At 43.8% G+C, this 26952-nt stretch carries 26 protein-coding genes; 7 read left to right on the plus strand and 19 right to left on the minus strand.

Features of this window, described 5'->3' with window-relative positions; all coding sequences use genetic code 11:
- Positions 1-53: 53 nt before the first annotated feature.
- The 4 genes from AS194_RS08210 to AS194_RS08225 form a co-directional block, all read right to left on the minus strand.
- Positions 54-293 (minus strand): DUF2789 domain-containing protein, encoded by a 240-nt coding sequence (locus tag AS194_RS08210; RefSeq protein WP_058025028.1) that lies wholly within the window; start codon positions 291-293, stop codon positions 54-56.
- A 287-nt stretch (positions 294-580) separates the two neighbouring features.
- Entirely contained in the window at positions 581-1570 is a 990-nt protein-coding gene (locus AS194_RS08215; protein ID WP_178379285.1) for a malate dehydrogenase, read from the minus strand.
- 396 nt (positions 1571-1966) lie between these two features.
- Positions 1967-2608: a hypothetical protein gene (locus tag AS194_RS08220; protein WP_058025029.1), complete on the minus strand. Its 642-nt coding sequence runs from the start codon at positions 2606-2608 to the stop codon at positions 1967-1969.
- Between the two features lie 463 nt (positions 2609-3071).
- Positions 3072-5204, minus strand: a complete 2133-nt coding sequence (locus AS194_RS08225) for a lytic transglycosylase domain-containing protein (RefSeq protein WP_058025030.1) — start codon at positions 5202-5204, stop codon at positions 3072-3074.
- Positions 5205-5551: 347 nt separating this feature from the next.
- On the opposite strand from AS194_RS08225, the gene miaB reads away from it, so the two are divergent.
- Positions 5552-7045: a tRNA (N6-isopentenyl adenosine(37)-C2)-methylthiotransferase MiaB gene (gene miaB / locus AS194_RS08230; RefSeq protein WP_058025031.1), complete on the plus strand. Its 1494-nt coding sequence runs from the start codon at positions 5552-5554 to the stop codon at positions 7043-7045.
- A gap of 102 nt (positions 7046-7147) precedes the next feature.
- On the opposite strand, the gene AS194_RS13775 is transcribed toward miaB, so the two are convergent.
- The 5 genes from AS194_RS13775 to AS194_RS08255 form a co-directional block, all read right to left on the minus strand.
- The gene (locus AS194_RS13775; RefSeq protein WP_058025032.1) at positions 7148-7384 is read right to left on the minus strand and encodes a hypothetical protein; all 237 of its coding nucleotides are present in this window, start codon (positions 7382-7384) and stop codon (positions 7148-7150) included.
- A gap of 132 nt (positions 7385-7516) precedes the next feature.
- Positions 7517-8731 carry an RtcB family protein gene (locus tag AS194_RS08240; RefSeq protein WP_058025033.1) on the minus strand — a complete coding sequence of 405 codons (1215 nt, stop codon included), beginning with the start codon at positions 8729-8731 and terminating at the stop codon, positions 7517-7519.
- Between the two features lie 913 nt (positions 8732-9644).
- Positions 9645-10373, minus strand: a complete 729-nt coding sequence (locus tag AS194_RS08245) for a LysE family translocator (RefSeq protein WP_058025034.1) — start codon at positions 10371-10373, stop codon at positions 9645-9647.
- 154 nt (positions 10374-10527) lie between these two features.
- Positions 10528-11766, minus strand: coding sequence for an acetylornithine deacetylase (gene argE, locus AS194_RS08250; RefSeq protein WP_058025035.1), 1239 nt, complete (start codon positions 11764-11766; stop codon positions 10528-10530).
- Positions 11767-11857: 91 nt separating this feature from the next.
- Positions 11858-12511 carry a UPF0149 family protein gene (locus tag AS194_RS08255; RefSeq protein WP_058025036.1) on the minus strand — a complete coding sequence of 218 codons (654 nt, stop codon included), beginning with the start codon at positions 12509-12511 and terminating at the stop codon, positions 11858-11860.
- Positions 12512-12723: 212 nt separating this feature from the next.
- Here AS194_RS08255 and AS194_RS08260 point away from each other — a divergent pair, with 212 nt between their 5' ends.
- Both AS194_RS08260 and AS194_RS08265 read left to right on the plus strand, forming a co-directional pair.
- Positions 12724-13164, plus strand: a complete 441-nt coding sequence (locus AS194_RS08260; protein WP_058025037.1) for a hypothetical protein — start codon at positions 12724-12726, stop codon at positions 13162-13164.
- 107 nt (positions 13165-13271) lie between these two features.
- Positions 13272-13724, plus strand: a complete 453-nt coding sequence (locus AS194_RS08265) for a cell division protein ZapA (RefSeq protein WP_058025038.1) — start codon at positions 13272-13274, stop codon at positions 13722-13724.
- 132 nt (positions 13725-13856) lie between these two features.
- Here AS194_RS08265 and AS194_RS08270 read toward each other — a convergent pair whose 3' ends face one another.
- The 4 genes from AS194_RS08270 to AS194_RS08285 form a co-directional block, all read right to left on the minus strand.
- Positions 13857-14153, minus strand: coding sequence for a hypothetical protein (locus tag AS194_RS08270; protein WP_227511615.1), 297 nt, complete (start codon positions 14151-14153; stop codon positions 13857-13859).
- 249 nt (positions 14154-14402) lie between these two features.
- The gene (gene glyS / locus AS194_RS08275; protein WP_058025039.1) at positions 14403-16496 is read right to left on the minus strand and encodes a glycine--tRNA ligase subunit beta; all 2094 of its coding nucleotides are present in this window, start codon (positions 16494-16496) and stop codon (positions 14403-14405) included.
- Between the two features lie 9 nt (positions 16497-16505).
- The gene (glyQ, locus tag AS194_RS08280) at positions 16506-17507 is read right to left on the minus strand and encodes a glycine--tRNA ligase subunit alpha (protein ID WP_223333560.1); all 1002 of its coding nucleotides are present in this window, start codon (positions 17505-17507) and stop codon (positions 16506-16508) included.
- Positions 17508-17958: 451 nt separating this feature from the next.
- Positions 17959-18171 (minus strand): PspC domain-containing protein, encoded by a 213-nt coding sequence (locus tag AS194_RS08285; protein ID WP_058025053.1) that lies wholly within the window; start codon positions 18169-18171, stop codon positions 17959-17961.
- Positions 18172-18753: 582 nt separating this feature from the next.
- Between AS194_RS08285 and nadR the strand changes: the two genes are divergently transcribed.
- From nadR to AS194_RS08300, 3 genes are all read left to right on the plus strand, one after another.
- The gene (gene nadR, locus AS194_RS08290; RefSeq protein WP_058025040.1) at positions 18754-19812 is read left to right on the plus strand and encodes a multifunctional transcriptional regulator/nicotinamide-nucleotide adenylyltransferase/ribosylnicotinamide kinase NadR; all 1059 of its coding nucleotides are present in this window, start codon (positions 18754-18756) and stop codon (positions 19810-19812) included.
- A 115-nt stretch (positions 19813-19927) separates the two neighbouring features.
- Positions 19928-20659, plus strand: a complete 732-nt coding sequence (gene pnuC, locus AS194_RS08295) for a nicotinamide riboside transporter PnuC (protein WP_058025041.1) — start codon at positions 19928-19930, stop codon at positions 20657-20659.
- Between the two features lie 212 nt (positions 20660-20871).
- Complete coding sequence (locus tag AS194_RS08300; RefSeq protein ID WP_058025042.1) at positions 20872-21306, plus strand: DUF962 domain-containing protein; 435 nt, start codon at positions 20872-20874, stop codon at positions 21304-21306.
- A 173-nt stretch (positions 21307-21479) separates the two neighbouring features.
- Here AS194_RS08300 and AS194_RS08305 read toward each other — a convergent pair whose 3' ends face one another.
- From AS194_RS08305 to AS194_RS08315, 3 genes are all read right to left on the minus strand, one after another.
- On the minus strand, positions 21480-22091 hold the full coding sequence (locus tag AS194_RS08305) for a nitroreductase family protein (RefSeq protein WP_058025043.1): 612 nt from the start codon (positions 22089-22091) through the stop codon (positions 21480-21482).
- 207 nt (positions 22092-22298) lie between these two features.
- Entirely contained in the window at positions 22299-23252 is a 954-nt protein-coding gene (locus tag AS194_RS08310) for a pirin family protein (protein ID WP_058025044.1), read from the minus strand.
- Positions 23253-23319: 67 nt separating this feature from the next.
- A complete protein-coding gene (locus AS194_RS08315) occupies positions 23320-24033 on the minus strand; it encodes a pirin family protein (protein ID WP_058025045.1) in 714 nt (237 codons plus the stop codon).
- Between the two features lie 159 nt (positions 24034-24192).
- Here AS194_RS08315 and AS194_RS08320 point away from each other — a divergent pair, with 159 nt between their 5' ends.
- The gene (locus tag AS194_RS08320; RefSeq protein ID WP_058025046.1) at positions 24193-25098 is read left to right on the plus strand and encodes a LysR family transcriptional regulator; all 906 of its coding nucleotides are present in this window, start codon (positions 24193-24195) and stop codon (positions 25096-25098) included.
- 86 nt (positions 25099-25184) lie between these two features.
- On the opposite strand, the gene AS194_RS08325 is transcribed toward AS194_RS08320, so the two are convergent.
- The 3 genes from AS194_RS08325 to AS194_RS08335 are packed head-to-tail and all read right to left on the minus strand — an operon-like array spanning position 25185 to position 26864.
- Positions 25185-25589 (minus strand): roadblock/LC7 domain-containing protein, encoded by a 405-nt coding sequence (locus AS194_RS08325; protein WP_143506577.1) that lies wholly within the window; start codon positions 25587-25589, stop codon positions 25185-25187.
- An 8-nt stretch (positions 25590-25597) separates the two neighbouring features.
- Positions 25598-26131: a GTP-binding protein gene (locus AS194_RS08330; protein WP_058025048.1), complete on the minus strand. Its 534-nt coding sequence runs from the start codon at positions 26129-26131 to the stop codon at positions 25598-25600.
- A 4-nt stretch (positions 26132-26135) separates the two neighbouring features.
- Positions 26136-26864, minus strand: a complete 729-nt coding sequence (locus tag AS194_RS08335; protein WP_058025049.1) for a BLUF domain-containing protein — start codon at positions 26862-26864, stop codon at positions 26136-26138.
- Between the last annotated feature and the right edge of the window lie 88 nt (positions 26865-26952).

Consider the following 26952-nt stretch of genomic DNA (forward strand, 5'->3'; position numbering starts at 1 on the left):
TGTGTCCAACTTATGGGGGTCGGTTCACTATATTAGGTTTTTTATATCAGCTTTTAGGCATCAGGATGCATTCGTACATTTAACTCATCAATCGTCTCTACCCATGCTGCATCTTTTTGCCATTCTTCTTGCAAGAACATACGCTGGCTATCGGTCCAGAAATCAGCTTCTATCAATTTCTCTTCACTTGATAACTGGTTGTCTGCGATAAACTTATCAATCGCTTCATCAGAGCTATCTAGACCTAACTGAGCAAATAGCTCATTCATATTATATTCTGGCTCACCCAACATACTTTTCTCCTTAAATGGTGTAGTGGTAATTATGCTTATTATTCAAATTAACCCATTTATTGTAGCAAGTTTTGTGCTAATAGCTGTTAATCAACGTTTATCTAACGTTATCAATTGTATAGGCAGCAAACAGATATTGCCATTTCAAAAGATGCGATAGATTACTTTTTATTTCATCATATCTTTTGGATAAAAAAACTTATAGACATAAAAAAGCCCCCCTATATTAAGAGGGCTTTTCTTTTTCACTCATTACTTAAGTTAAGACAGCTATATAACTGCTTAGCTTATGGTAGTAGGTGTGCTACTGCATCACGCTCTTCGCTCAGCTCTTGCTCAGTGGCGGCCATTTTCTCTTTTGAGAATTCTGATGACACATCAACGCCGTCTACGATAGACCAGTCGCCGTTTTTGCATGTGCATGGGAATGAGTAGATAAGGCCTTCAGCGATACCATATTCCCCATTTGAGTAAACACCCATAGAGACCCAATCGTTCTCGTCAGTACCGAGTGCCCACGTGCGCATATGGGCGATAGCAGCGTTGGCAGCAGAAGCTGCAGATGAGGCGCCGCGAGCTTTAATGATGGCCGCGCCGCGCTGCTGTACTTCTGGGATATACGTGTTTTCGTACCAATCACGATCAACCAACTCTAGCGCTGGTTTGCCATTGACAGTCGCAGCCGTTAGGTCTGGATACTGGGTCGATGAGTGGTTGCCCCAGATGGTCATGTTTTTGATGTCATTGACAGTGCTGTCAGTTTTTTCGGCTAGCTGTGCCATCGCACGGTTATGATCTAGGCGAGTCATGGCGGTGAAGTTACGTGGATCAAGATCTGGCGCATTGCGCTGAGCGATTAGCGCGTTGGTGTTGGCAGGGTTGCCGACGACCAATACTTTTACATCACGGCTAGCCACTTCGTTCAATGCTTTGCCTTGTGCTGAGAAAATCGCAGCGTTGGCTTCTAGTAAGTCCTTACGCTCCATACCTGGGCCACGTGGACGGGCACCGACGAGTAACGCGTAGTCAGCATCTTTGAATGCCACATTTGCATCATCAGTTTGAACGATACCTGCCAATAATGGGAATGCGCAGTCTTCTAGTTCCATGACCACACCTTTTAGGGCGTCAAGCGCTGGTGTGATTTCAAGCAATTGCAAAATAACTGGCTGATCTTTACCTAGCATCTCGCCAGATGCAATACGAAATAGCATCGCGTAGCTGATATTACCAGCGGCACCAGTGACGGCAACACGTAAAGGCTGTTTCATTGACATTGAATACTCCCTAATTGATGATTGGATAATGCATAGTTTTAATTGATGATTATCATTATAGATATCGACTTGTCTGCCGCATTGCAGCATACATAAACCGAGAGCTAGTGTAGCACTTCATCACAGCGACCGTCTAGATACAGTCATAGACCCATCAGGGACTATATTGTTACATTTTATACGAAGAGAATATCTATAATCTCAGAGCCTATAAATAAAGGGCTGTATAATTTTTAGATACGGTCCATAGTATGTTTTATCGCTATGAGACGAGTAAATAAGAGCATAAAAATGACAATGTAATACGGACAAGTTTACTCAGATTTTATTAAAAACAGTACCGAAAAGGATGTAGAAAAAGAACGGTAGACTATCTAAAAAATAGTTAAATAAAAGCTATCTACCACCTGAAATGATGAATTGGCTGCCGCAGTTATCTACAACATTGTGACAAGTGCCAAAACTGCTACCCTCATAACACACATGGATATCCGTCAGTATCGATTGACGACGACTGCCTTCTTGGCAAATGAGATCGACACTATTTGATGACATACCACTATTTAGGCGCGTCATTTGACTAATAAATCGAGATTTAGAGACTGTATAACTGTTGCCCGTATTCAGCTCGTTAGGAAGCTTTAGTTCACCAGCGTAGTTAGTGATTTGTCGGAAGTAGCGACTGGCACTCAGTGGGCTACAAGCACCATAGCGCTGCCACGTTTGGCTACGTACTGTCGTATCAGGCATGATGCGATTGACAACCTTTAGTTGTAGTGGCGTCAAACGTGGCTCGCTACCACGACCACAGCGTTCGCCGTAGCCCATGTCTAAGCCTGAAACTGTTAACGAATAGCCTTCTAGACATTGACGCATGCGGGCTCTTGTCGGCTGCATGCTACATAACGCGGGGGTCATCTCGACCATCAATACGCGCTGGCCAGCTTTGACCGTGCTCGCCGCATATGCTGGCGTAAGCATAAGACCTTGTATGATTAACAAAGCACCAAAACTCGTCGTTTTATTAACTTTACCCATATGATGCCTACTTATCAAACTTCCACAGAACTGCACCAAGAAACTGGATGTCTTAAATTTTGAGCTTGTTTCTGCTTTCGTATTAGATGACCGGGGCACCTGAATCAGTAACGGTTGCCGAGTTTTCGATAATACAGGCAGTTTGAAGTATTTTTTGATCATAGGGCTGGGAGCAATTAGCAATGATAAAACATGGACTATCACTTAAATCATTGTGCTAACAGCATTAAACACATAGCGATCTAAGAACAAGACTGAAGAACATAAACGTCAATTAAAGCAATGGTAACAAAATGTCTTTTTTAATCTATAGCAAAAACGTAAACGTTGTCGTGCTCGTCAACAATTGCAAAATTAAGTTCAGTATTTATTGTATAAAGTACTAAGACTTGCTGCCATTTAGCCCATAAAAATAGACCATTAACTATAAAAGCTAGTGGTCTATCAAATACGAATTCACTGATTAAAAAGCAGCAGGTATTGTACCCATACGTTGACTGATTGGCTGGCTACGACCCAGCAGACTGCTATAGATAGTAGCGTTTTCCATTACGTGTTTGACATAGTTACGTGTCTCAGGAAATGCAATCGACTCTACATATTGATCTGCGGCCAGTGAGCCATAAACTGGCTGCCAACGTTTGGCATTATTAGGACCAGCGTTATAGCCTGCGGTTGCCAATACTGGCTGATAATTGAGTTTGCCCAAGATATCACCCATATACCACGTACCATAACGAATATTGGTATCACCGCTGTTAGCACGGCTCGCACTATACGTCTCGCCTAGATTACGAGCGATATATTTTGCGGTATCAGGCATAACTTGCATCAGTCCGCTCGCGCCCACATTTGAGCGCGCAGAGGATACAAAACGGCTTTCTTGACGCATAATACCGTACGCCCATGCTGGATCAATACCTGCTGACTCACTATAACGTACGACTGCGCTTTGATGCGGCATCGGATGCGAAAGTGCGAGACTATCCACCCTATCAGTATTATCAACTGCATAAATCGCTCGATCGAGCCAGCCCATATCATACGCTTGACGCGCCGCCGCGATAATGAGATTGTCATCACGATTATCACGAGCCTGCTTCACCGCCCAGTTCCACTCGCGGTTGGCATAGGCGCGATTGGCATCAGAATTATATAAGGCAAATGCACGAGCAAAGTTAGCGTCTTGCATCACGCGCGCGCGGTCAGCGGTACTGACATTAGGCAAATTGCTACCACCTAAGCGGCTGGCATCAAAGCGCTGACCGATCCTGTCTTTTGCCATCAAGCCATAGTAGTCATTATTTTTCGCTAGGTTTTGATACATCTTTTTAGCAGTATTGCGTTTGCTACTATTACTCGATTGCTCATAGGCGCGTGCCAGCCAGTATTGCCACTGACCATCCTTTTGAATTTCACCATCCATTTTTGAAATAGCTTCAACCACATCATCCCAGCGCCCAAAACGAATCGCCGCCATGGCGTAGTCTTCCGCTTCTTCAAAGTTAAAATCGTCATCCAAGCTATTGCGGAACCAATCAACAGCCTCAGCATTAAAGCCGTCATCGGTATTATGATTCATACGCTTGACCCCAATAATACGGTAAGCGTAACGACGCGTTTCGTCATTTAATAGTTTTACAGCGCGCTGATTGTCTTGCTTGATATCAAAATCTAATTGCAGTGCCGCTTCTCGATAGGATTTATCTGCGACACGGCCAATAGCATATAGGTATAGGTATTGATTGGTTTGACTGGCGGGCTCGCGGCCAAAGCGGCTAAAAAACGACGAGAGATTGAGCTGAATTTCACTAAGCGCCGAATAGGCAATCGGTGTCCCTAAGCGCGATGACAATGCCATGATGTCGCCTGTCTTACCGACACGCAGCATCCGCTTGAGTCGAGCAGCGCGATCCTGATTGCTAATCAGCGCGTTGTTATTCATCTCCATCGCTAGCTGCTCACAAAGGGCTGGCTGCTTTTTGGTGGTGAGCCAAACATCAGATTTGGCTGCCATGGCGCGCATGGTATCACCGCCATTATTGAACCCAAGGGCAATAGCGCAGCGCTCACTGGCATCAGCATTGGTAATCAGATTTGCCACTTGTCTAACCGAGGCGTAGTCATTTGAACCCGCTTTAGTCTCCGCAAAATCAGCCACCAACTTCTCGGCCATGACCGTATCTGGATACTGACGCACAAACTGTGATACGGCCGCTGAACTTTGTGAATTGAGATCTAAATTCATCCGCCAATAGGTTGGATACATGGCAAATAGACCGCCGCTCATGATTTGCTCATAATTATAGAGCGCCCCCACATCCCCACGATCCGCTGCGATAGCCGCTGCCATAAATGAGTCAATACTACGGTCTTGCTGATAATTTTGCTGATAGTTACCCTCTTGTTGATAGCTCTCCTCATCACCCCACGTCAGCTCTGCACAAGCCACTTGTGACACACCAAGCGCGCTTATAGCGGTTGCCACACTCAATGCGCTCATCCAAAACGAGCCTACTGTGAGTCGTTTCGACGTCTGCTTTTGACTGGTAAATTCTTCATCCTTGATGCTATGAGCAACACGCAACTTTGTCATACTGACTCTCTTTATAATATCTCTACAAATATTTGAATAACGGTTCGCTAAGTACCGCCAAAGGTATCGCAATCATCATACTATACTCATTGTGCTTTCAACTATCTCCTTTACCTTTTGTTAATAAATAGGAGAGTACGGTGTAACATAGCAATGATAAAGAGTGCTGGTTTTATGAATGGTGAGCATCAGTCGTAGTAAATAATTGATACTGCTATGAATTATTTTTCATACTGAGGGTTTATTGTCGGTGCTAATTTTTCACATTAGTACAGGGGTGTGATAAAATACGCCACCTGTTAATCGGCTACTCCGTTATATTTTTGGTCAATCATGGACTTCCCCTTATGAGTGTTACTGTATTCAATCCCCGCATCGATGATGATGCTGTTACTGAGACGACTGTCACCGCACGTGCTGTCACTGCACTCAAGGAGCAAAGTTCAGCCCAAGCACCAGTCGAAAAATCATCGACTAAAAAAGTCTTTATCACCACCCAAGGCTGTCAGATGAACGTCTATGACTCGGACAAAATGCTCGATGTCTTGGGTGACTCGCACGGCATGCAAGTGACGCACAACATTGATGAAGCCGATGTGCTGTTGATGAATACCTGCTCTATCCGCGAAAAAGCGCAAGAAAAGGTGTTTTCAGAGCTTGGGCGCTGGCGCAAACTCAAAGAAAAACGTCCTGATCTCGTGATTGGCGTTGGCGGCTGCGTGGCCTCACAAGAAGGCGACAATATCCAAAAACGCGCGCCTTATGTGGATATGGTGTTTGGCCCGCAAACCCTGCACCGTCTGCCTGAGCTGTATGATCAATCCAACGATCAGCGCCACGTGTCACCCAAAAACCGTATTGGCACGATTGATGTGTCCTTCCCCAGTATTGAGAAGTTTGACTTTTTGCCTGAGCCAAGAGTCGAAGGATATAAAGCCTTTGTCTCAATCATGGAAGGCTGTTCAAAATATTGCTCATTTTGCGTCGTGCCTTATACGCGTGGCGAAGAATTATCACGTCCACTCGATGATGTGTTGGCTGAGATTGATAGCCTTGCCGCGCAAGGTATCCGCGAAATCAATCTACTTGGTCAAAACGTCAATGGCTACCGCGGCGAAAAAGACGATGGCAGTATTTGCCGTTTCGCTGAGCTGCTGCATTATGTCTCGCACGTCGATGGTGTCGAGCGTATTCGCTATACGACCAGCCATCCGCTAGAATTTACTGATGACATCATTGATGCTTATGCACAATTGCCAGAGCTGGTATCGCATCTGCATCTACCTGTACAAAGTGGCTCAAACGCGATTTTGGCGGCGATGAAACGCAACCATACCATCGATGTGTATATCGATCAGATTAATAAATTAAAAGCCATTCGTCCAGATATTCACTTGTCGAGCGACTTTATCATTGGCTTCCCCGGCGAGACCGACGAGGATTTCCAAGATACCTTAAACTTGGCAAAAGAATTGAACTTCGATCACTCGTACAGCTTTATCTACTCTAAGCGTCCGGGCACGCCAGCTGCTGAGTTACCAGATGATGTCAGCTTCACCACCAAAAAAGCGCGTTTGGCTGAGTTTCAAAAAGTTATTATCGATTCAACACTGGCTAAAACGCATGAGATGGTCGGTACAACGACTCGCGTATTGGTTGAACAAGTCGCCAATCGTCACCCTGACTGCCTAATCGGTACAGCGGATAATACGCGTACGGTGATGTTCCCTTACGATCCTGAGCGCAGTGATGAGCTGCTTGGTAAAATTGTCAGCGTACGTGTCACCGATTTTGTCAGTCCGCACATGGTAAAAGGCGAGCTAATCGAAGTATTAGCATAGTGGTTAAGGTAACAATGGTTAAATTATAAGTTTGAGTAAAAAATAAAAAAGCCGTTCACTATAATAGAGAACGGCTTTTTTGCGGGTGAATGTTAACCATCACTATTCTGATAACCAATCTGTCTTCCGTAGCTGCTGCTTGGTCTCACGGCGACGTTTCTTGCGGACGATATCGATATCCTCCTTTTCATGAAGACCGCCCTTTCTTAACAGCGGATCAAGCGCTAGATAATTACGCGGTTTCATTGCGCCTAGCGAGTGCTGTGCACCTGCTTCAGTCTGATTTTCTAACTGTCGTTCAATTTGTTTGGCCTTTTTTAACGTTTGTTTTAAGCTCATATAGTTACCTATTCTTTAATCCTTTTTAGATACCAACGCCGAAAATCATATTAGCGAGGAAAACGAGCGCAAATTGTATATCCAGTATATTAAGCAAGTTTGACGACGCTAAGAGGATTTGCAGGTTTGGTATTAGCCTTTAATACACATGACTTGCTTCAGCGTATGCACCACTTCAACCAAGTCTTTTTGATTGGCCATCACTTCATCAATGTCTTTATAGGCGCCAGGGATTTCATCGATAACGCCTTTGTCTTTACGACATTCGACGCCATCGGTTTGCGCTTTTAGCTCATCAATGGTGAACGCGCGTATCGCTTTACCACGGCTCATCTGTCGCCCCGCCCCATGTGAACAGGAGCAAAACGACTCTGCCGCGCCAAGACCACGGACGATAAAGGATTTTGCGCCCATAGAGCCGGGAATAATGCCAAGCTCACCGGCATAAGCACTGATCGCGCCTTTACGCGTCACGTAAACCTGCTCGCCAAAATGCACCTCTTCATTGACATAGTTGTGATGGCAATTGATGGCTTCTTTGGTCAGGGCAAATCGTGGCAATCCTGCTTGCGGTGATTGCAGCGCTTTAATCACCAAACGCATCATCTCGCGGCGATTCTCTAGCGCGTAATCCTGCGCCCAGCCGACCGCCTCAACATAATCGGCAAAGCTGTCAGACCCTTGGGCAAAATACGACAAATCACGATCTGGTACATGACCAAAGCGTGATTGACGCTCTTTTTTGGCCAGATTGATAAAGTAGCGCCCGATACAGTTGCCAATACCGCGACTACCAGAATGCAGCATCATCCAGACATCTTGGTTTTCATCCAAGCACAGCTCGATGAAATGATTGCCACCGCCAAGTGTACCCAGCTGTTTGGCCCACGTACGCTCAAAACCTTTAAGCATTTTGAGTAAGCCCAGATGCTTATCGGTAATCGGTTTTAGGCGTTTGCCTAATGGATCAAGCGTGGAGCTTTTTGCTTGGATTTGCTTGTGCATATTAAAACCCACCGGCACTTGCTGCTCGACCACCAAGCGCAGCGCTTTTAAGCTATCAGGCAGATCACTTGCCGTGAGTGATAAGCGCACAGCGTTCATACCGCAGCCGATATCTACGCCGACCGCCGCAGGAATAATGGCAGACTTGGTCGGAATCACGCTGCCAACGGTCGCGCCTTTGCCCACATGCACATCAGGCATCACCGCAATGTGCGAATGTACAAACTCTAGCTGAGCCAAGTTGCGTAGCTGCTGCATCGCGCCTTGCTCGATATCAGAGGTGTAAATCTTGACAGGCACGCCATGTTTACTATTTTTATTTAATACTAATTGAATGCTCATTATTTATTTTTCCGTTTTTTTATTCTTAAAGCCATGCATTTTTTCAATTCGCCTATTTATATTTTTTAGACATTACTTATATTTCTCAATTAAACATAATGGTTTAATAAGAAAAAAAATTATTATCTAAGAAATTATAGGCAATAAAAATCCGTATTTTTATTAATTAAAAATCAATAAAAATTCATGGCTGCTTTATTATGGACGTTTTAAAGAAGAATCTTTCATACCAAAAATAAGGGCGTAAATATTATGCGCGCAGGTAGACAATCGCTAAGTGCTAGCGTGAATGATTTTTTGGTAATAAAGATACAGCAGAATGTTGGATAAACAGATAACAGCAAGCACAAAACTACTTAGCACTATCGCATCGCTATTTTAACAAAGTAGATTTAGAGGAAAGATGGAGCGAGTACATATAGGAGGCTATTCATTGATATGAATAGATAGAATATCACTCAATAGCTATATATAAATTTAGCCAAACCTTTTCGAAGTCTTCATTGTTGTCATGCTTTTCATACATCCAATCTTTAAAAACGTCTTAACAGTTATATAGGACACGATGATTCCTCCATAGGTTGTGGCTAATGTCAGGGCGACAGTAGCAGATTTATTAGAAATTTATAGCAAGACTATATAGACAAGTCAATTTAAAAATGACACAACGAGATTAAAGGCTATTTTTCGCAGCCTCTGGAGACGAAGTCACAGCAAGCAAGGAAAATAGTATTTAATCGAGTGTGTTTGTGATGCTATATCAGTTTCATTTGGGCTTTAATATAAATCAGTGAGATAATAATAAAGATTTAAAAAATATTGTCAACTATTAATTTTTAAATAACAAAAAAACGCAATATCCGATACTACTAATTTAATAGAGTAATTATTTTAGATAATAACTAATGACTTTTTATAGCATAAAACTATTAATTACTTCAGCAAACAAAGCCGCTGCAATTATAATAAAGATAATGCCGCAACCACGATTAAGCCATGCTAAACGATTACCAACATCGAGCCAACTTGCCAGCTTTTTTCCGCCTAGCGTATAGACAATCTGCCAAATCGTTTCGCTCATGAATAGCCCAATGGTCAATAAGATATATTGCGGCCATAGTGGTGCACTAAAATTAATAAACTTAGGAAAGAACGCTGCGAAAAATAATATCGCTTTTGGATTAGATAAAGATACCCAGACCCCTGTACGGAATAAAGTGAGATTGCTGGGACTTGTCTTGACCGCAGCACTCGACAGCGAGCGCGGCTGCGGTGTACCAGCTTGACCTTCAAAAGCCCCATAGTCGGCCTCAACCTCAGCACTTAACTCCTTGGCATCGCTCATCAAGCTACCATCACCCGCATCACGCCATGAGCTGATGCCCAAATATACCAAGTATGCCGCGCCCACGGCTTTGATAATTGTGAGCAGCCATGGCGACTGGCGACTGATCACATTCAGCCCAAGTAAAGTCGATAGCAGCAAGATAAATAGCCCAAGGCTCAAACCTGCCAGCGTCCATAATGTGCGCTTGACGCCATAGTTCATGCCATACTGGAATGCCAACAACATGTTGGGACCTGGTGTTGCGGAAATCAAAAACGTACTTGCGAAAAATACTGCAAACAGATGCCAAGACATCAGCTAACCCCTACTTTGTTATATATAAATGCTTCTTATACGAACAGCCACATCGCCAAAAAAAGAAATACCGCCATTCAGGCGGTATTATTGATACTTCTCACATTATATACATATGTTTGCCACTTTTATAGCGTATCGACACCTCTATAAGCTACTTGGCAGTACAACTGTCTAATAGTTTTTGCAAAAAGCCGTCACAACGTTCGATTTCGATCATTTCAACATATTCATCCGCTTTGTGTGCCTGCTCAATACTACCAGGGCCACAGATGATCGTTGGGATGCCTGCATTGGTAAACTGACCACCTTCCGTTGCGTAAGCGACTTTATGACGCTCATCATCCCCTGTCAGAGCTGCTATTAATGATTGTAGCTCAGCGCTGTTATTATCCGTCATGGCAGGAACACTCTCTTCCTGCATCAGCTCGATACCCGTCTCAGGCGCACGCGCTTGCATTTGCGCATTTAACTCAGCAACTTTTGCTTGAATGGGCGCTAGTATATCGTCTTGGGTCATGTGCGGCAGGTTGCGATAGTCAAAAGTGAACTCACACAGATTGGGCACGATATTGGTGGCTGTACCGCCGTGTATAGTCCCTACTGACAATGTCGAATAAGGCACGGTAAACAATGCATCATTGTCATCACGAGCACTCAGTTCTTCAGCAAGCGTGTCGACATAGCCCACCAATCTGCTTGCATAGCTGATCGCATTGACCCCTTGTCCAATCAATGAAGAATGCGCTGATTTGCCATGGACACGGCAACGATACACCGCGATGCCTTTGTGTGCAACCACCATCGCCATATTGGTTGGCTCACCGACGATGCAATAATCAGGGGTGATACCGCGCGCTTTTAAATCCGCCAAAATCAATGGCGCACCCAAACAGCCCACCTCTTCATCGAACGACAGCGCGAGGTGCAATGGGCGACGCAGCTGACCGCTATTAGATAGCTGTACAGCTTGTGGCAACATCGTTAACGCACACGCAATAAAACCCTTCATATCGCACGCACCGCGTCCGTATAGCTTGTCACCACGTATCGTCGCGGTGAACGGCTCTGATGTCCAGTCTTGACCATCGACAGGCACGACATCAGTATGACCTGAGAGCACCAAACCGTTATTAATTTGGTCAGCGTTTTCGCCAGCGGGTACGGTCACAAACAAGTTGGCCTTGGTCTTTGCCTCGTTAAAGGTCAAATCTACCGTCAGACCAAGCTGCTCACAATACGCTCTCACATCATGAATTAATGCTAGATTGGAGTGTCGACTGACCGTATCGAAGGCGATAAGCCGTGTCAGCCAATCAAGGCTATTACTCGGGTGCGTAGCAGGGTTTAACTGTTGGTCATTGCTAGCATTGTCATTAATATCTTGGATCATAAAATATCCCTATTATGATTTTTAAGAATTATGTCTTAAAAGTCATTTCTTAAAAGCCATTTCTTAAAAACTATGAGGTATCAGATTTGTCTTATGATGGATTATTCTGATTCATCACGTCAAGCACGGGTGGCATCGGTTTTGGCAACTTGCCTTCTGCTTGTAGCTCTTTAGTGGTTTTAGCATTGATAGATAGTCCAGCAATCAGGGCAATGTCTTTTACAGGCTTGCGTTTGCGCGTCGCAAAACTCACAGGCACCATACGAGCAAACTCGTAGATATAAAGATAAGACTCCTCTCCCCCCTCAAAATCCTCTTCTTCTTCTAACCGAATGCCACCAATTTTAGCCAAATCTGAGAGCATCTCATTCTCTTCGCTACTCAAATTACAATCAGTAATACCAAAACCCGTCATAAAACCGTTTGACCACTGTTTCAATGCCATCACGCGCTCGTATAAATCATGTTCATCATCAGGTATGAGCGGCATATAAGCATATGCATCATCTTTATCTTTTAACTGAAACACCGTGTCTTCTGCTTCTTCTGTCAGCAAAGTCAATGCCGCCTCTGGTAGTGGCGCAAAGCTCAGCTCTTCGAACACCTTCGCCCATGTGGCCTCATCAGGTGCGTTACACGCCGTCATCAGGCCTGTCATCAGGCCGTGCACCTCACTGATAGACACGTCCGTCCAATCCTCAAACGCAGTCAGCCAAGTATTCCAGCCAGAGATATTATCATTCATAATAGAGGTCCTAGTAGTTGATTACTGTTCAAAAAATAAAAATAGTCACGACAAAATGTCTGGGACAAATCATCGATAGATAAAAGTAAAAAGACAAAGCCTCGTACTTGTAATTACTTTGTTGATATAGATATTATGCGGTCACCTATGGCATTATTAAATGCAGCGAACAAAATTCATTCACGCTTACTTGTTAAGGATAAAAACTGACTATGTATGATCAACTTAGAATATTAGAAAAAATGGTACTCGACATCAAAAAACAGTATCAGCTTGTCAGTGCTGAACTTAGCAGCCTAAAACAACACCCTGTTAGCGATGCAAAAGAAGTCTCTGCTCTAAAAAACAAGCTTGATGCCAGCCACAGCGAGCGTGATGGCGCAAAAAAACAATTAAATGACCTCGACAAGCGCTATCAAAGCCTTGCTGAAGCGCACCATATGATTGGTGAAGAACAAGACAAACTACAAAAACAAATCAGCCAATTACAACAACAAAATAGCGATCTGCAAAAGCACAATAATGAATTAAAGCAGCAATACAGCGATATCAAACAACAAAACAATGAGCTGCAAAAAAAGAATCAGTTGGCAGCAGAGCGTACGCAAGTCGTCTTGCAACGCTTAACCCGCATCGATCAAGCAGAAAGCTAACGCGTCTCTGTAATAGATAGTAAAATATGCTACTTATTAAACCGCCCAATGCTATTTGTAAAACCTGATATCACTCATTTCATTGACCAGACATTGTAGGATGTATCATGACCGACAACCAAAGCAACGCTATAGAAAAACAGCCAAAAAATAACCCATCACAAAATACTCAAGCACCGAATAAAGACGTAGCCGTACAAAAATCCACTCAATCGGGGGCGAGCACATCCAGCACATCGTCTCAAGCCAATGGCAAAGCGGCTGAGCCCCAGATCAAAAAAGTCGATATCGCGATTGCTGGCGTGACTTATCCAATTTTTTGCCCAGTACATGAGCAAGAAGAGCTACTATCGGCGGTCTCTTATATCAATAACTATGCGCTTGATCTAAAGCGAGATGCACCAAGCCTCAGTCAAGAAAGCATACTGGTGCTGTGCTGCTTGAATTTATACGAAAAAATCCATGCCAACCAAAGAAGTGATGAAGACCGCTTGCAAAAAGATAAGCAATCACAGGCATTGCTAAATAAAATTATGAAAGACGCTCACTCTATTCTTTAAGTGAGCAGTGTTTTATAAGCAAACAGGTTATTCGAAAGGATAGACAGTCTGATAGAGAGCCGTTCAGCCTATTAGCGCTTAGTTCATCCATACTAAGCGCTTTTTTATGGTCAATCGTTTTTATCTATCTGCTTACGCATAAGGTTTGTAAGTCCTGCCTGCATGAAAGTCTGCCTGATGCTCATAATTGCAAAAGAATAATTCTTGGGCTGATTCAGTATTACCACCACTGGTTGTCGCTAAGCTAGGCTTAGTTTCAAGGACACCGCGATACTCCGCCAAACTGTTACCGCAAAAATTGCACTGACGCGGTGTGGTGACATCACCCTCTTTTGGCATCATGCTTTTGGGTGGACGTGGGTACATAAACTTGTAAAAAGCCCACATGGAAGCCCAGATAATAAGAATGACAATAACAACGGCAAACACGGCAGCGCTCCTTCAACGACAAATAAACGTAATGAATAACAAGAGTGATGACACTTACCATGATCCAAGACGCTCGAATGCCTAAATTTTACCGTCAATAATGGTAATGGCACAATGCCTTTACGGTTAATTGTCAATGATGCTGGGTTGTCATTCATGGCACTGACGAATACCCAAGTGCTATAGCAACAAAAAACTGGCCACAGTGAGCCAGTTTTTGTATCAAAACCTAAGATTAAAGGCTAGCAGTTATAGCTGTAGCTCGCTGATATCAGCCACAGTCAAGAACAAGGCGCGTACCTGCTTGAGCAATGCCAAGCGGTTGTTTTTCAAGGCCTCATCGTCACTATTGACCATCACGTTATCAAAGAACTGCGTCAACGGCTCATCTAAGCTCGCCAGCGTTTGCAATACTTGCGTATAGTCCGCTTGCTCAAGCAATGGCTGTACCACTGTCTGTGCTTGCTGCACATTTGCATATAAATTTTGCTCAGCAGTCTCAGATAGTAGCGCTTCATCGACCGTATCAGCAACATCGACTTCTGACTTGGCCAATATATTGGCAACGCGTTTGTTTGAATCCGCGAGCATTGACGCTTGTGACAGCTCGCTAAATGCTTGTACGGCGCGAATACGCTGATCAAAATCAAGCGGCATATGCGGGTTAATCGCTTGTACGGCCTGAATCGTATCAACGCTAACGCCCTGCTCGGTATACATCGCACGATAGCGCGAGTTTAAGAACGCCATGACTTGGGTAAAAGTATCACCCATTTTGGCAATCTTGCTACCTTCAGCATCGCTATAGCCTTTAATCGCTTGCTCAACGAGCGCTACCAGATTAATCGGCAACTGCTTTTCGATCAAAATACGCAAAATACCAATGGCAGAACGACGTAGGCTAAACGGATCCTTTGACCCCGTTGGTGCTTGGTCAATCGCAAAAATACCAACGAGCGTATCTAGGCGATCAGCTAACGCTAAGCAAATACCAACTGGTGTTTGCGGTAATACATCACCACTGAACTTGGGCAGGTATTGCTCTTCTAAGCTTGCCGCAACCGCTTCAGGTTCCTCATTCAAACGTGCATAATACGTACCCGCGATACCTTGCAATTCAGGATACTCACCGACAAGCGAGCTGGCCAAATCTGCTTTGGATAAAATACCCGCACGTACGGTGTCATCGACGTTGATATCGTGGCCTTGCTGCTGCATTAGGGTAGCAATAAACGCGGCAAGCTTAGCAATACGCTCAGACTTCTCCCAAATCGTACCCAATTTGTCTTGGAATACACGAGTTTTTAGGCTCTCTGTGAGTGCAAATAACGGCTGCTTTTGATCTTGTAAGAAGAAAAACTCGGCATCAGCCAAACGCGGACGCACCACTTTCTCGTTACCTTCGATAATCTGATTGGGGTCTTTAGACTCAATATTGGTGATAAAGATAAAGTACGGCTGCAATTTGCCCGTTTTATCCGTCAAGCAAAAATACTTTTGATCCGCTTGCATGGTCGAGATAAGCGCTTCTTGTGGCACTTGTAAAAAGCGCGCCTCAAAGCTTGCTCGTAGCGCAATGGGGAAATCGACCAATGCGGTAACTTCGTCCAACAAATCCTGCGGTACGATAGCATCAGAATTAACTTCATCTGCCAATGCTTTGACTTGGTTTTTGATCAGCATTTGGCGCTTATCAAAATCTGCCACGACTTTTAGACCATCTAACAGTTGCTCATAGTCATTGGCATGAGCAATATCATGGTAGTCAGGGCTGTGGAAACGGTGCCCACGAGTTTGCAAGCCTGTCTGATGCCCTTGGATAGTGGCATCAATAACAGTGTCATCCTGCATCAATACTACCCACTGGACGGGACGGACAAACTCGTTGCGACTTGCGCCTGAGCGCATACGTTTGGCAATCGGTAGGCTATCTAACGCCGTTTGAAAAATAGCTGGCAATAGCTCGGTAGTCGCTTGACCACTGATCGTTTGCTCGAAGCCGACATAGTCACCTTTATCAGTATTAATGGTCGTAAGCTCGCTCGCTTCGATACCTAAGCCTTTGGCAAAGCCCATCGCCGCGCGGGTTGGATTGCCATCGCTATCAAATGCCGCTTTGATGGCTGGTCCGCGTTTTTGCTCAGTGCGGTCAGGCTGCTTATCGCTAATGCCTTCAATTTGAATCGCCAAACGGCGCGGTGCGGCAAAGGCTTTGACGCTATCAAAGGTGATCTCAGCTGCAGATAATTGCTCAGTGACACTAGTTTGCAGCGCATCACGCAATGGTTTTAGGCTTTTTGGAGGCAGCTCTTCACACCCCAGTTCAAATAGAATAGTACTCATGGGATGCTCCTATTGCTTGTTCGTCGGTTGATTGTTGTCAGTGGTTTCTTTGGCTAAGCTGTCTGTTGATGAGCCTTCTGTTGCCGCGTCTTCTTTTGGCAAATACTTCTCAAGAGCTTCGGCGCGGTGCGCTTCATCTGCCAATGGGAAGCCAAGTTTGGCACGAGCTTCGACATAACCAAACGCAACCTTACGCGCCAGTGTACGTACACGCAGGATAAAGCGCTGACGCTCTGTGACCGAAATCGCACCACGTGCATCAAGCAAGTTAAACGCATGAGAGGCTTTTAACACCATCTCATAAGCAGGCAACGGCAATCCCGCTTCGACCAATTTATCTGCCTGTTGCTCATAAAAATCAAACATCTCACCCATCATTGGCACATCAGCGTGCTCAAAGTTGTAGGTCGACTGCTCGACTTCGTTTTGATGGAACACATCGCCATAGGTGACGCGGCCAAATTCACCATCTGCCCAGACCAAGTCATAGACGCTATCAACGCCTTGCACATACATTGCCAAGCGCTCAAGACCGTAAGTAATCTCGCCTGTTACTGGGAAGCATTCGATACCGCCGACTTGCTGGAAATAGGTAAACTGCGTCACTTCCATACCGTTGAGCCAAATCTCCCAGCCAAGTCCCCACGCGCCAAGCGTTGGTGATTCCCAGTTGTCTTCCACAAAACGTACATCATGCACCAGTGGATCGATACCAATAGCGCGTAGCGAGTCCAGATATAGCTCTTGAATGTTAGGTGGGTTCGGCTTTAGTACGACTTGGAACTGATAGTAGTGTTGTAAACGGTTTGGATTGTCACCGTAGCGACCATCAGTTGGGCGACGCGACGGCTGTACATACGCTGCATTCCAACGCTCAGGACCTAACGAGCGCAAAAACGTGGCAGTATGAAACGTGCCCGCGCCGACTTCCATATCGTAAGGCTGCAATACCACGCAGCCTTTGTCAGCCCAATAATTCTGTAGGGTTAGGATTAAGTCCTGAAAAGTCATCGGTTGAGGAGTTTGGTCTTGTGTCATCGGGGTTGTCGCTTCGGATGTCATAGTTTGGGTTTTCATAGTAAGTCACTGTGAAATGGGTATGATTAAATAAATCTCTGATAGCACTCATCACCTATTTGGCAACGACGCTATTTGCCTGCTCACCTTACTAAAAATTGACTATTTTATCCATATTTACGTTAACTAAATTTGCGTTGTCGATAAAAACACGCGGCTATACCCCTGATTTACGACCGAACCATCATAAAAAATGCCTGACCGGCGACTGATCTTGAAAACAAAAAAATACCCAAATGCGTGAGCATTCGGGCAGGAGGAAAATTGTATCTTGGGCATCCTGATGATTCAGGCTTTTTATTTTTGGAGACTGCTTGTTAGACAACTGCTTGTGGTACAGATTTATTTCTTTTAACGGGTATTAATGCCTAAATATCAAGCCTGGTTACTGGTAGGAGTCACTATTGGCTTTTGGCATGACTATCCATAATATGATATAGATCAAAATACCCGGTACAGCAGCGCTTAGCGACGAGACAATTACAAATAGCAATCTGACCCATGTAGGCGACCAGCCAACGTATTCTGCGATACCACCCATTACACCCGCTATCATGCGATTATTTTGTGAGCGATGTAATTTTGCTAACTTAGCCAAACTAAATACCTCTCTGTTATCTATTTTTATAATGTATTTTTTATTTTTTTCTTGCTTTTTTAGTCTCAAGGCTACCTTGCCTTGCCAACTTATAAATAAGTATATCAATTCTTGAAAATTTATCTGTTGAAGGTATAGACGTACTTTGTGAGTTTATGATACGTAAGCTTGCCCTAACCTGTCATACCACCACGCAAGCCCCTGATTTTAAATAGTTATTTCAAAATGTTTCAGAATTTACTTTGTTGCTAAAACCTTGCTTTAGCTATTTATACAGTTCATTATTTTTTAAATGAATCAAAGAGATAAGTGGTGTTTTGATAGCGACTTGATAGTGGTAATGAATGCTCAAACCTTCAATTGTCAAAAAATCATCACTCGCTTTTTATTTTTAGATTCACACAAAAACGGCTGATGAAAAACATAATAATCTGCGTAAGAGTCAAATATAAGTCAGATTTACAATAACCTACCTGTAAATCCTCCAAAACCTTTATACCATGCTCATAAGTAACTCAGGTTTTAGAGAATTTATCCTTAAATCTGAAACAAATATAAGCCCAAAACAGAATAAGGATGGCTATGTACGACAACGGATTGATGATTGGACACTTTGAGCCCTTACATTTGGGGCAAATGCGCAGCATATTAGAAGCAGCAGGACAAGCAAAGACCCTGCATATCGTCATTATGACGCATCCATCACCGCATCCAGATTTTACGATCACCTTACAAGACAAAGCGCGTTGGCTACAGATGGCCTGTGCGGATTTGCCATTTATTCATATTCATACTACTGATGAGATCGAGTTACCGCTTCATGAGCATCTTTATGATAGTAGCGAAAATGTCAGGATCGATGTGGCGACTAGTAATGCCAAATTGCAGCGCTTGATAAAGGCATTAGCACTCCCTGCAGAGACAGCATTGTTTATGGCGGAGAACCACCCACTGACGCAGAGTGATGTACAAGAGCAACTTATCCTACAAGTGGTCACGACAGTGCTACAGCCTGAGTTCGACTCGTACGCCATTGCTCGCGACCCAGTTGCCCATTGGTCAGCAATCCATCCAGAGGCACGCGCTAACTATACAAAAACCGTTGCGATCGTCGGCGGCGAAAGCTCTGGCAAAACAACACTGGTGCATAAGCTGGCTAATTACTATGGTGCCAGCTTTGCGCTAGAGATGGGCCGTCTGTATGTGGGCACAGATTTGGGCGGTAGCGAAGTTGGGCTACAGTACAGCGATTACGGCCCTATTTGTCTGGATCATGCGCAAGCGATACGCGATGCTAAAGCCAATGCAACGGCTCCGGTTACGATCGTTGATACGGATTTTGTGACCACACAAGCGTTTTGTGAAGAGTACGAAGGTCGCACGCATCCTTTTGTCGCTGCTTGCGTTGATGAGTTTCGCTTAGACCACACCATCATGCTCGATAACAATACGCCATGGGTTGATGACGGCATGCGCTCTTTAGGTACGCCTGAAGCACGTGGACGGTTCGAGCAGCGCTTGCTAGATATTTTTGCTCGTCACGATATCGCGCCGCATATGATTGACCAGCCCGATTACGATGCTCGTTATCAGCAAGCACTGCAATTTATCGATCAGCATATCTATGGCAAAACATTATAAGAGGCATCAAAGAGTGCCCTATTTATCATCATTTATTCAGCTAGCGCGTTGCAGTTAACATTATGTTGTCGTTAGCACTATATTGAAATCAGTATCAATTTTAGAGGAAAAATTTATGCGTATTCAGCTACTGGATAACATCACCGGAAAATGGTCGATGCAATGGATCATCGTTTGGTTTATTTGCGGGGTCATTGCTCTGTCCGCAGGTTTTTGGCTCACAACCGACCATACCACGCTTGATTGGTTTTACTTGGCTGTCTCGTTTATTGGTCTGATTTGTGTGGTGTCACTATCTTTTCGAAAAAACGTCATGGGTAATGGCTTTGGTATGGGCGCAACCGCAGGAGAAGTCATTGTACAGGCCACATCTGGCGCCGTGGGTCTGATGCTCGCGCCCCTATTTAACTTTTTTACCCATGTCTATGGCATTTTTTATTGGTCAAAGCACACCGACCCTGATGGCGACATGATCCCAAAATCAGCGAGCAAAGCGGTGTGGTTGATCACTGCCGCATTTATCATCATCGGTCTTGCCCTTTTCCCAACCGTCAATGATCTACTGGCGAGCTACGGTTATGCCGTCGTAGAGGATGATAATAGCCTGTTTTTGGGATTCATCTCTTTCTTTTGGATCAACGTCATTGCCTTTGTACTTTCTATTACCGCGCAAGCTGCCATGATTCTGCGTTATTCCTTTAACTGGTGGTTATGGATCATCGTCAACTTTGTTTGGCTAATCGTCAATCTCATGTCTGGTAACTATATTTTTGCGATTCAGACGATGGTGTATCAGGTAAACGCCTTTGTCGGTCTCTATGAGTGGCATCGCAGCGAACGAGGTTAATAGCAACATCTGTAGAAAAAAGCGTTTGAGATATTGAGATAAGTCTTACCAATATCGCATTGGCAATACGAGCGAAATTGACTGTGCCGTCTAACAGATAACATGGTGGACACGCGCAATTAGTGCTACAACTGGTACTAATTGCGCATGTTAATATTTAAATTGATAGCGCATGTCAGCGTCTTATTTCATTTACTAACAAGGAGGTTAGTATGTCTCGTCAACCCAAAATATCCAAACGCACGCTTGAGCAGTGGCTCAGTGAATATGCGGTCAGTCACCAAAACCTGATTAATAAGAAAATCCATTGGCTATGTGTGCCGACGATTTTTATGAGTTTGTTGGGGATGGGAATGTCGCTGTCTGTATGGTTTACTCTCGTACTGAGCGCATTAGTCTTATTATTTTATATACGCTTATCGACGCCGCTATTTTTGGCAATGGGGCTGTTTATTCTGATTTGTCTGTCGGTTATGGCGGCTATGCCATGGGGATTCAAAGCGTGGGCGGCAGTATTTGTTGTTGCTTGGATTGGTCAGTTTATTGGTCATAAAATCGAAGGCAAAAAACCCTCGTTTTTTGAAGATTTGCAGTTTTTATTAATCGGTCCAGCATGGGTCGCCAACAGTTTGATGCAACGTAAATAATCATTAAATTGTCGCATCAGTTCTGCAAATATCCAATGTAGCTTTGCTGTCTTTACTTTTTATTCATAAAAAAACGCCACCCGATGTTTGGGTGGCGTTTTTTACGTGCTCTGTAGTTTATTTAGCAAACCTCCTAAGCAAGGCCATAGGTTGTCTATTCTCAAACAACAACATTAAGCACCAAACACTTTCATACGCTCATCAAGTGGCTTGAATTCTTTGTCGCCTGCTGGCTGCTCAATCTTACCAAATACCATTTGCGCTTTTAGTTCCCAATCTGCATCGATGTTCCAAGTGCTCGCGACTTTCTGGTCGATTACTGGGTTATAGTGCTGCAAGTTCGCACCGACATCAATGCTTGCTAGCGCCGTCCAGATGACGTACTGATGCATTGCGTTGGTCTGAGTTGCCCAAATTGGGAAATTATCAGCATATAAAGGCGCCGCTTCTTGCATGCCTCTCACCACTGCTTTATCTTCAAAGAACAATACCGTACCAGCACCCGCTCTAAACCCAGCAATTTTGTCTTTGGTAGATTTAAACGCTTCTTCATCACCGACGATTGCACGTAGTACATCTTCAGTCATATCCCATAGTTTGTGATGATCATCGCCGAATAACACAACGACACGCGTTGATTGCGAGTTAAATGATGATGGTGTATGCAAGACAGCATGCTCAACTACTTTTACGACTTCATCGTTAGATACTGGCAACTGATCGCTGAGTGCATAGATAGAACGGCGCTTTTCTGCTAATTGTTGTAAGTCTTTTAGTTCTGACATCGTACTTCTCCATATTGTTGTAGGAATGATTTGCTCTGGGTTGATAGACCTTGTCGATCTTGTGATCAACAAGTCGTTATAAAACAGTTTATTTATGTGGGCTATTATCGGAACAATTTACCTGAAACCCCATGTATTTTTTGTAAAAAAACTTAACGATGATGATTACCTTTGAAAAATAGATTAATAAATTTTTCGTGTTGATAATTAGCCTTTGAAGCCTTTGGGTAGTTCTGGTGCCACCAGACGCTGCATATTAGAATCCACTTCACCAAAACGCTCATGACCATTGTTCCAATCAATGACCGATTGCTTGAGCTCCTCTTTGTTGTCAGCGACAAAATTCCACCACAGTAATACTTGGTTGCTTAGAGGCTCCCCACCAATGAACATCAAACGTATGCCCTTGTTTGCTACCAGCTTTATAGAGGTCTTGTCGATCATGTCATCATGATCAAAGCGCAATAACTGGTCTTTCTTATATACTTGACCTTCAGACTCCAGCTCTCCGGCGACGACCAAGATACCGTACTCAAAGCTCGCCTCCAAATTTAGCGTGATATCTCCATCTTCTAAAAAATGTACATCGATACCAACTATCTTTGAGTACTGCAACGTTGGCGCTTGATGGTGCTCACCAGATGCTGATTTGTAACTGCCCGTGGTCAGAATCAGCTCGACGTTGCCCTCAGTCCATGCTGGCAGCTCTGGGTAATGATGAAAACTGCGTTCAATCTGCTGGTCAGTGGGTAAAGCAATCCACAGCTGTATCATATTGATACTACGTGTAGCGACGCTTGAGTGAGCAACATCTGAGTCAGCACTGTCCAAAAAAACGCTTTGCTCTGTATGGCTAATACCTTGATTCAATCCTGTACCAGCTGTCATGAGGTTGACTTGGTTTTTGGCAATGACTTGCTCGCTACCTAAGCTGTCTTTGTGTAAAATCTCACCATCAATCATCCAGCTAAACGTCTGTAGATTGGTATGCGGATGGCGCCCAACTTGGACACCTAAATCATCTTGAGCAAACTCAGCTGGCCCTGCATGATCCAAAAAGCACCATGCGCCAATCGGTTGTTTGCCTTTATTGGGTAATAACCGTGCGATAGGAACACCACCAACCTCCGTTGATCGTGGCTCTAGAGTTCTAATCGTCATGTGGCACCTCTTGATCTGTATGCGGTTAGTCGAGCGAACGAACGATGCTACGGCGCTCATCCGTGATCTACATAGAAAGCGGCACTTCCATCAGCAATACTTTTGCCGCCTTTTTCACTTCCATAGTGAAGTGCTTAGTATCCCAAACCCCAAGGCCATCTCGAGTAGACAAAATGTTACCGTCTATCACGACTGTTCCTGCAATCACAAAAATATAAACACCATTATTAGGATTGTTTAGTTGGTAGGTCTGCGTCACGCCTTCATCAAACTCTCCCATACTGAACCAAGCATCTTGATGAATCCAAACCCCTGCATCATCTGCATTTGGTGATAGCACCTGATTGAATTCATTGGGCGTCATGATGGTCCCCATGTGCACTTGCTGATAGCGAGGAGCAACACTCATTTTATTTGGCATGACCCAGATCTGTAAAAATCTCACAGCTTCTTCACGACTGCCATTCATTTCACTATGAGTGATGCCTGTGCCCGCTGACATGACTTGGATCTCACCCGTCTCAATCATGCCCTCATTACCGATGCTATCGCCATGCGCAAGTTTGCCAGCTAGAGGAATGCTGATAATTTCCATATCACGGTGTGAGTGCTTGCCAAACCCTTGACCACCAATGACAAAATCATCATTGATGACACGTAACACCCCGAAGCCCATACGTTCAGGATTATAGTAATTGGCAAAACTAAAGGTATGACGGCTTTTGAGCCAGCCGTGATTGGCATTACCGCGGGAGTCTGCTGCATGATAGATCGTTTTCATTATTTATCCTTAACTGTCCACACGTTTATTATCTATATATTTGTTATTAATTCACGTGATTGAACAATGTATCTATTATAATTGTTGACTATATAGAGATAAACAGACATAAGTGCAAATAACTATTCTTTTTATTAGAACAATAATGAGGCATCGATAATGGGACAGTTAGAAGACATGGCGATGTTTGTACGCATTGTCGAGGCAGGCAGCATCACTAAAGCCGCCGAACAATTAAATATTGCAAAGTCAGCCGTTAGCCGCCGCCTAAAAGACTTGGAGGCGCGCCTAGGCACTCAGTTGATCAGCCGTACGACGCGCCACTCTCACTTGACACAAGCAGGTGAGCAGTATTATCAGCAGGTCAACAGTATTTTAAACGCGGTTGATGCCTTGAACGAGACTACCAATGATACGCCAACGCGCATTGGGGGTACGCTAAAGATGACCGCGCCATTATCATTTGGTCTTATGCATCTGACTGATGTGATTGATGAATATGCCAATCAGCACCCAAACCTGAAGTTTGAATTGGATTTTTCTGATCGGCATGTTGATCTGATTGAAGAAGGATATGAGCTGGCTATTCGAATCAGAGAGCTACGAGATTCTAGTTATCAAGCAAAGCCGCTGGCACGGATTCGTTGCGTCATCTGCGCCAGCCCCGACTATTTAAAAAAAATGGGCACACCTGATACATTAGAAGATTTGGAGGGGCATGAGTTTTTGCAATACAGTCTTGGTCAAACAAACAATATAGAGCTGATTGACGCACAAGGAAAAAAGCATTATCACGCGATGAACGCCAAAATTAAAGCCACCAATGGTGAGTTTTTAACGGATTTGGCAGTAAAAGGACATGGCATTACCGTCATTCCAACTTTCATCGCTTATAAAAAGCTGGCGCGTGGCGAGCTTGTACCGATTTTGCAGCAGTATCAATTGCCAATACTAAACGCTTATGCCGTCTATCCAAAAAATCGGTTTTTATCGCAGCGTTGTCGTTATTTGATTGGCTTCATTGCTGAGCGCTTTGGTGATCATCCGTATTGGGATGATTTTTGATAAGATTTGATTGAGCAAGGTTAATCTTTTACAAAGTATAGCGTTGCAGCTACTCTAAGAAGCGATCTACTATCAATAATTTCACGTTACTCAGTAATAGATGAGATTTCACCAATCAGCTTCTTAGTCTTATATCTTGCTTCTGCTAATGCCATTTTGTCTTGTGCCACAACGGTCAATACACATGGTTTGCCGATATAGTCTGTTTTGACAAACAGCATATTGCCAGACGTGGCTTCAACGATTGTGATATCGCACTTACCTTGTTTCATCTGGGCAGCTGATGAGTCGCTGAGCGCTGATAGCGTACTGCTCATCGCCGCAAACTTGTCGGATTGGTTGCTCAACTCTTTGATCGAGAAGCAGCTAATAGGAAAACCATCTGTGGTGCATAAGCTGACCAATATGATTTCTCTATTGGCCTCACACAACGCTTTCATGTGACCCAAAAGTGCTATTTTTGCAGGTGATTTTTCGTTTTGTGTAGTCATATCTAACATCAACCTTGATTGTTCAGGGTATTAAATAATGATAATAGAGACACAGCGGACTCTTTATTTCTTGGATCTACATTGATCACAGGCGCGACTATATCGTGTTCCATCAGCATGACTCTGATCTCTTGTCCGAGCACAGCCACGCTTTGTTTATCGGCATCTTCGCAGTGAGTAATACCAACGATACAGGTCGTCTGCTTTTTTGCTGGTGCAAAAAAGTGTAGCAGTTTATCTAAATTTGCATAATCAGGCGTCTCGCCATGCTTGATTAAGATGAGCAAGCCCCACAAAGAGTGGTTGACAAATTCCCACAAAAAAGAAAAACGCTCTTGACCTGGAACTCCATAGATACCTAGTGCCATATCATCAGATAAAGTAATTCTGCCATAATCGATACCGACAGTCGTGTACTCTTTACCAATATCGATACTCGACTTTGCCTCTGTCTCAAAAGGGTTAATTTCACTCAACGTCTTAACCATTTGAGTTTTTCCAGCACCTACCTCACCAATGATAGCTAACTTCTGATAATTCAATTTTTTACCTCATTCCTAAGAATTTCTTGATCGCGCCATAAAACTTATTAGGCTTTTTTTCATTAACCTTTGGCTCGTCTAACGGCTGTGTCTCTGTCACGCTCAGTATACCTGATTGATCAAACCCATTGATTATTTCTGTGACTTGAGGAGAAGATCCAAACTCACCACTAGCGACCAATGTATCAAACGGATAAGGTTTTTTTGTCAGTTTGACACATAAATCCATAATCATTTGAGGATTACTGACATGATTTAGGTCAGGCCAAGCCAATAATTTGAGACTTTTACCTTTATAATCCTTTTGGGAGGCGGTATTAGACTTGTGTATATCAAAAAATGGCTGAATACGTTTTGTTTGCTGCTCATCGAAACTGTTTAAGACAACGCTATTTTTTTCAATAAAATCATCAAAAAAAGTGCCTTGATCCACAAAGTCGAACACGCTGATGCCCCAATTACGAAAGCTACGTTCAGTTACACTTTTATTCAGAAAAACCCAGATATTTTCATGCCTAGTATCAGATGATATCTTAGCCATCAGTCTATCTACTTCAATATCAGGACCTTCCAGCACCTGAAGATACTGCCCTTCACGATAGGATATGATGCCTGTGATGTGTGACTGTAGATTGTGCTTACTAGAGACGCTAATGATGTCTGATAACCCACTAGGCATACGAATACTGCGATATTTGATAGGCACTCTGCTGACGTATGCAATACATTTCATTTTGCCACCATTTGATAGAACATCTAAAACTTAATTAAGTTCTTATAACTATATATAAATTAACCCCACTCTCAACTTGAAATAAGCA

Origin of the sequence: Psychrobacter piscatorii (assembly GCF_001444505.1) — a bacterium.
GTDB lineage: Bacteria > Pseudomonadota > Gammaproteobacteria > Pseudomonadales > Moraxellaceae > Psychrobacter > Psychrobacter piscatorii_B.

What these genes read in the sequence shown, in the direction of transcription:
- AS194_RS08310 (WP_058025044.1), bottom strand. Translation starts at nt 23,252, where the DNA reads ATGACGATTAGAACTCTAGAGCCACGATCAACGGAGGTTGGTGGTGTT.
- AS194_RS08320 (WP_058025046.1), top strand. Translation starts at nt 24,193, where the DNA reads ATGGGACAGTTAGAAGACATGGCGATGTTTGTACGCATTGTCGAGGCA.
- AS194_RS08335 (WP_058025049.1), bottom strand. Translation starts at nt 26,864, where the DNA reads ATGAAATGTATTGCATACGTCAGCAGAGTGCCTATCAAATATCGCAGT.
- AS194_RS08255 (WP_058025036.1), bottom strand. Translation starts at nt 12,511, where the DNA reads ATGAATGATAATATCTCTGGCTGGAATACTTGGCTGACTGCGTTTGAG.
- AS194_RS08240 (WP_058025033.1), bottom strand. Translation starts at nt 8,731, where the DNA reads ATGAGCATTCAATTAGTATTAAATAAAAATAGTAAACATGGCGTGCCT.
- glyQ (WP_223333560.1), bottom strand. Translation starts at nt 17,507, where the DNA reads ATGACTTTTCAGGACTTAATCCTAACCCTACAGAATTATTGGGCTGAC.
- AS194_RS08315 (WP_058025045.1), bottom strand. Translation starts at nt 24,033, where the DNA reads ATGAAAACGATCTATCATGCAGCAGACTCCCGCGGTAATGCCAATCAC.
- AS194_RS08325 (WP_143506577.1), bottom strand. Translation starts at nt 25,589, where the DNA reads ATGACTACACAAAACGAAAAATCACCTGCAAAAATAGCACTTTTGGGT.
- AS194_RS08265 (WP_058025038.1), top strand. Translation starts at nt 13,272, where the DNA reads ATGACCGACAACCAAAGCAACGCTATAGAAAAACAGCCAAAAAATAAC.
- AS194_RS08220 (WP_058025029.1), bottom strand. Translation starts at nt 2,608, where the DNA reads ATGGGTAAAGTTAATAAAACGACGAGTTTTGGTGCTTTGTTAATCATA.
- AS194_RS08215 (WP_178379285.1), bottom strand. Translation starts at nt 1,570, where the DNA reads ATGTCAATGAAACAGCCTTTACGTGTTGCCGTCACTGGTGCCGCTGGT.
- pnuC (WP_058025041.1), top strand. Translation starts at nt 19,928, where the DNA reads ATGCGTATTCAGCTACTGGATAACATCACCGGAAAATGGTCGATGCAA.
- AS194_RS08260 (WP_058025037.1), top strand. Translation starts at nt 12,724, where the DNA reads ATGTATGATCAACTTAGAATATTAGAAAAAATGGTACTCGACATCAAA.
- AS194_RS08305 (WP_058025043.1), bottom strand. Translation starts at nt 22,091, where the DNA reads ATGTCAGAACTAAAAGACTTACAACAATTAGCAGAAAAGCGCCGTTCT.
- argE (WP_058025035.1), bottom strand. Translation starts at nt 11,766, where the DNA reads ATGATCCAAGATATTAATGACAATGCTAGCAATGACCAACAGTTAAAC.
- nadR (WP_058025040.1), top strand. Translation starts at nt 18,754, where the DNA reads ATGTACGACAACGGATTGATGATTGGACACTTTGAGCCCTTACATTTG.
- AS194_RS08300 (WP_058025042.1), top strand. Translation starts at nt 20,872, where the DNA reads ATGTCTCGTCAACCCAAAATATCCAAACGCACGCTTGAGCAGTGGCTC.
- AS194_RS08245 (WP_058025034.1), bottom strand. Translation starts at nt 10,373, where the DNA reads ATGTCTTGGCATCTGTTTGCAGTATTTTTCGCAAGTACGTTTTTGATT.
- glyS (WP_058025039.1), bottom strand. Translation starts at nt 16,496, where the DNA reads ATGAGTACTATTCTATTTGAACTGGGGTGTGAAGAGCTGCCTCCAAAA.
- AS194_RS08210 (WP_058025028.1), bottom strand. Translation starts at nt 293, where the DNA reads ATGTTGGGTGAGCCAGAATATAATATGAATGAGCTATTTGCTCAGTTA.
- AS194_RS08225 (WP_058025030.1), bottom strand. Translation starts at nt 5,204, where the DNA reads ATGACAAAGTTGCGTGTTGCTCATAGCATCAAGGATGAAGAATTTACC.
- AS194_RS13775 (WP_058025032.1), bottom strand. Translation starts at nt 7,384, where the DNA reads ATGAGCTTAAAACAAACGTTAAAAAAGGCCAAACAAATTGAACGACAG.
- miaB (WP_058025031.1), top strand. Translation starts at nt 5,552, where the DNA reads ATGAGTGTTACTGTATTCAATCCCCGCATCGATGATGATGCTGTTACT.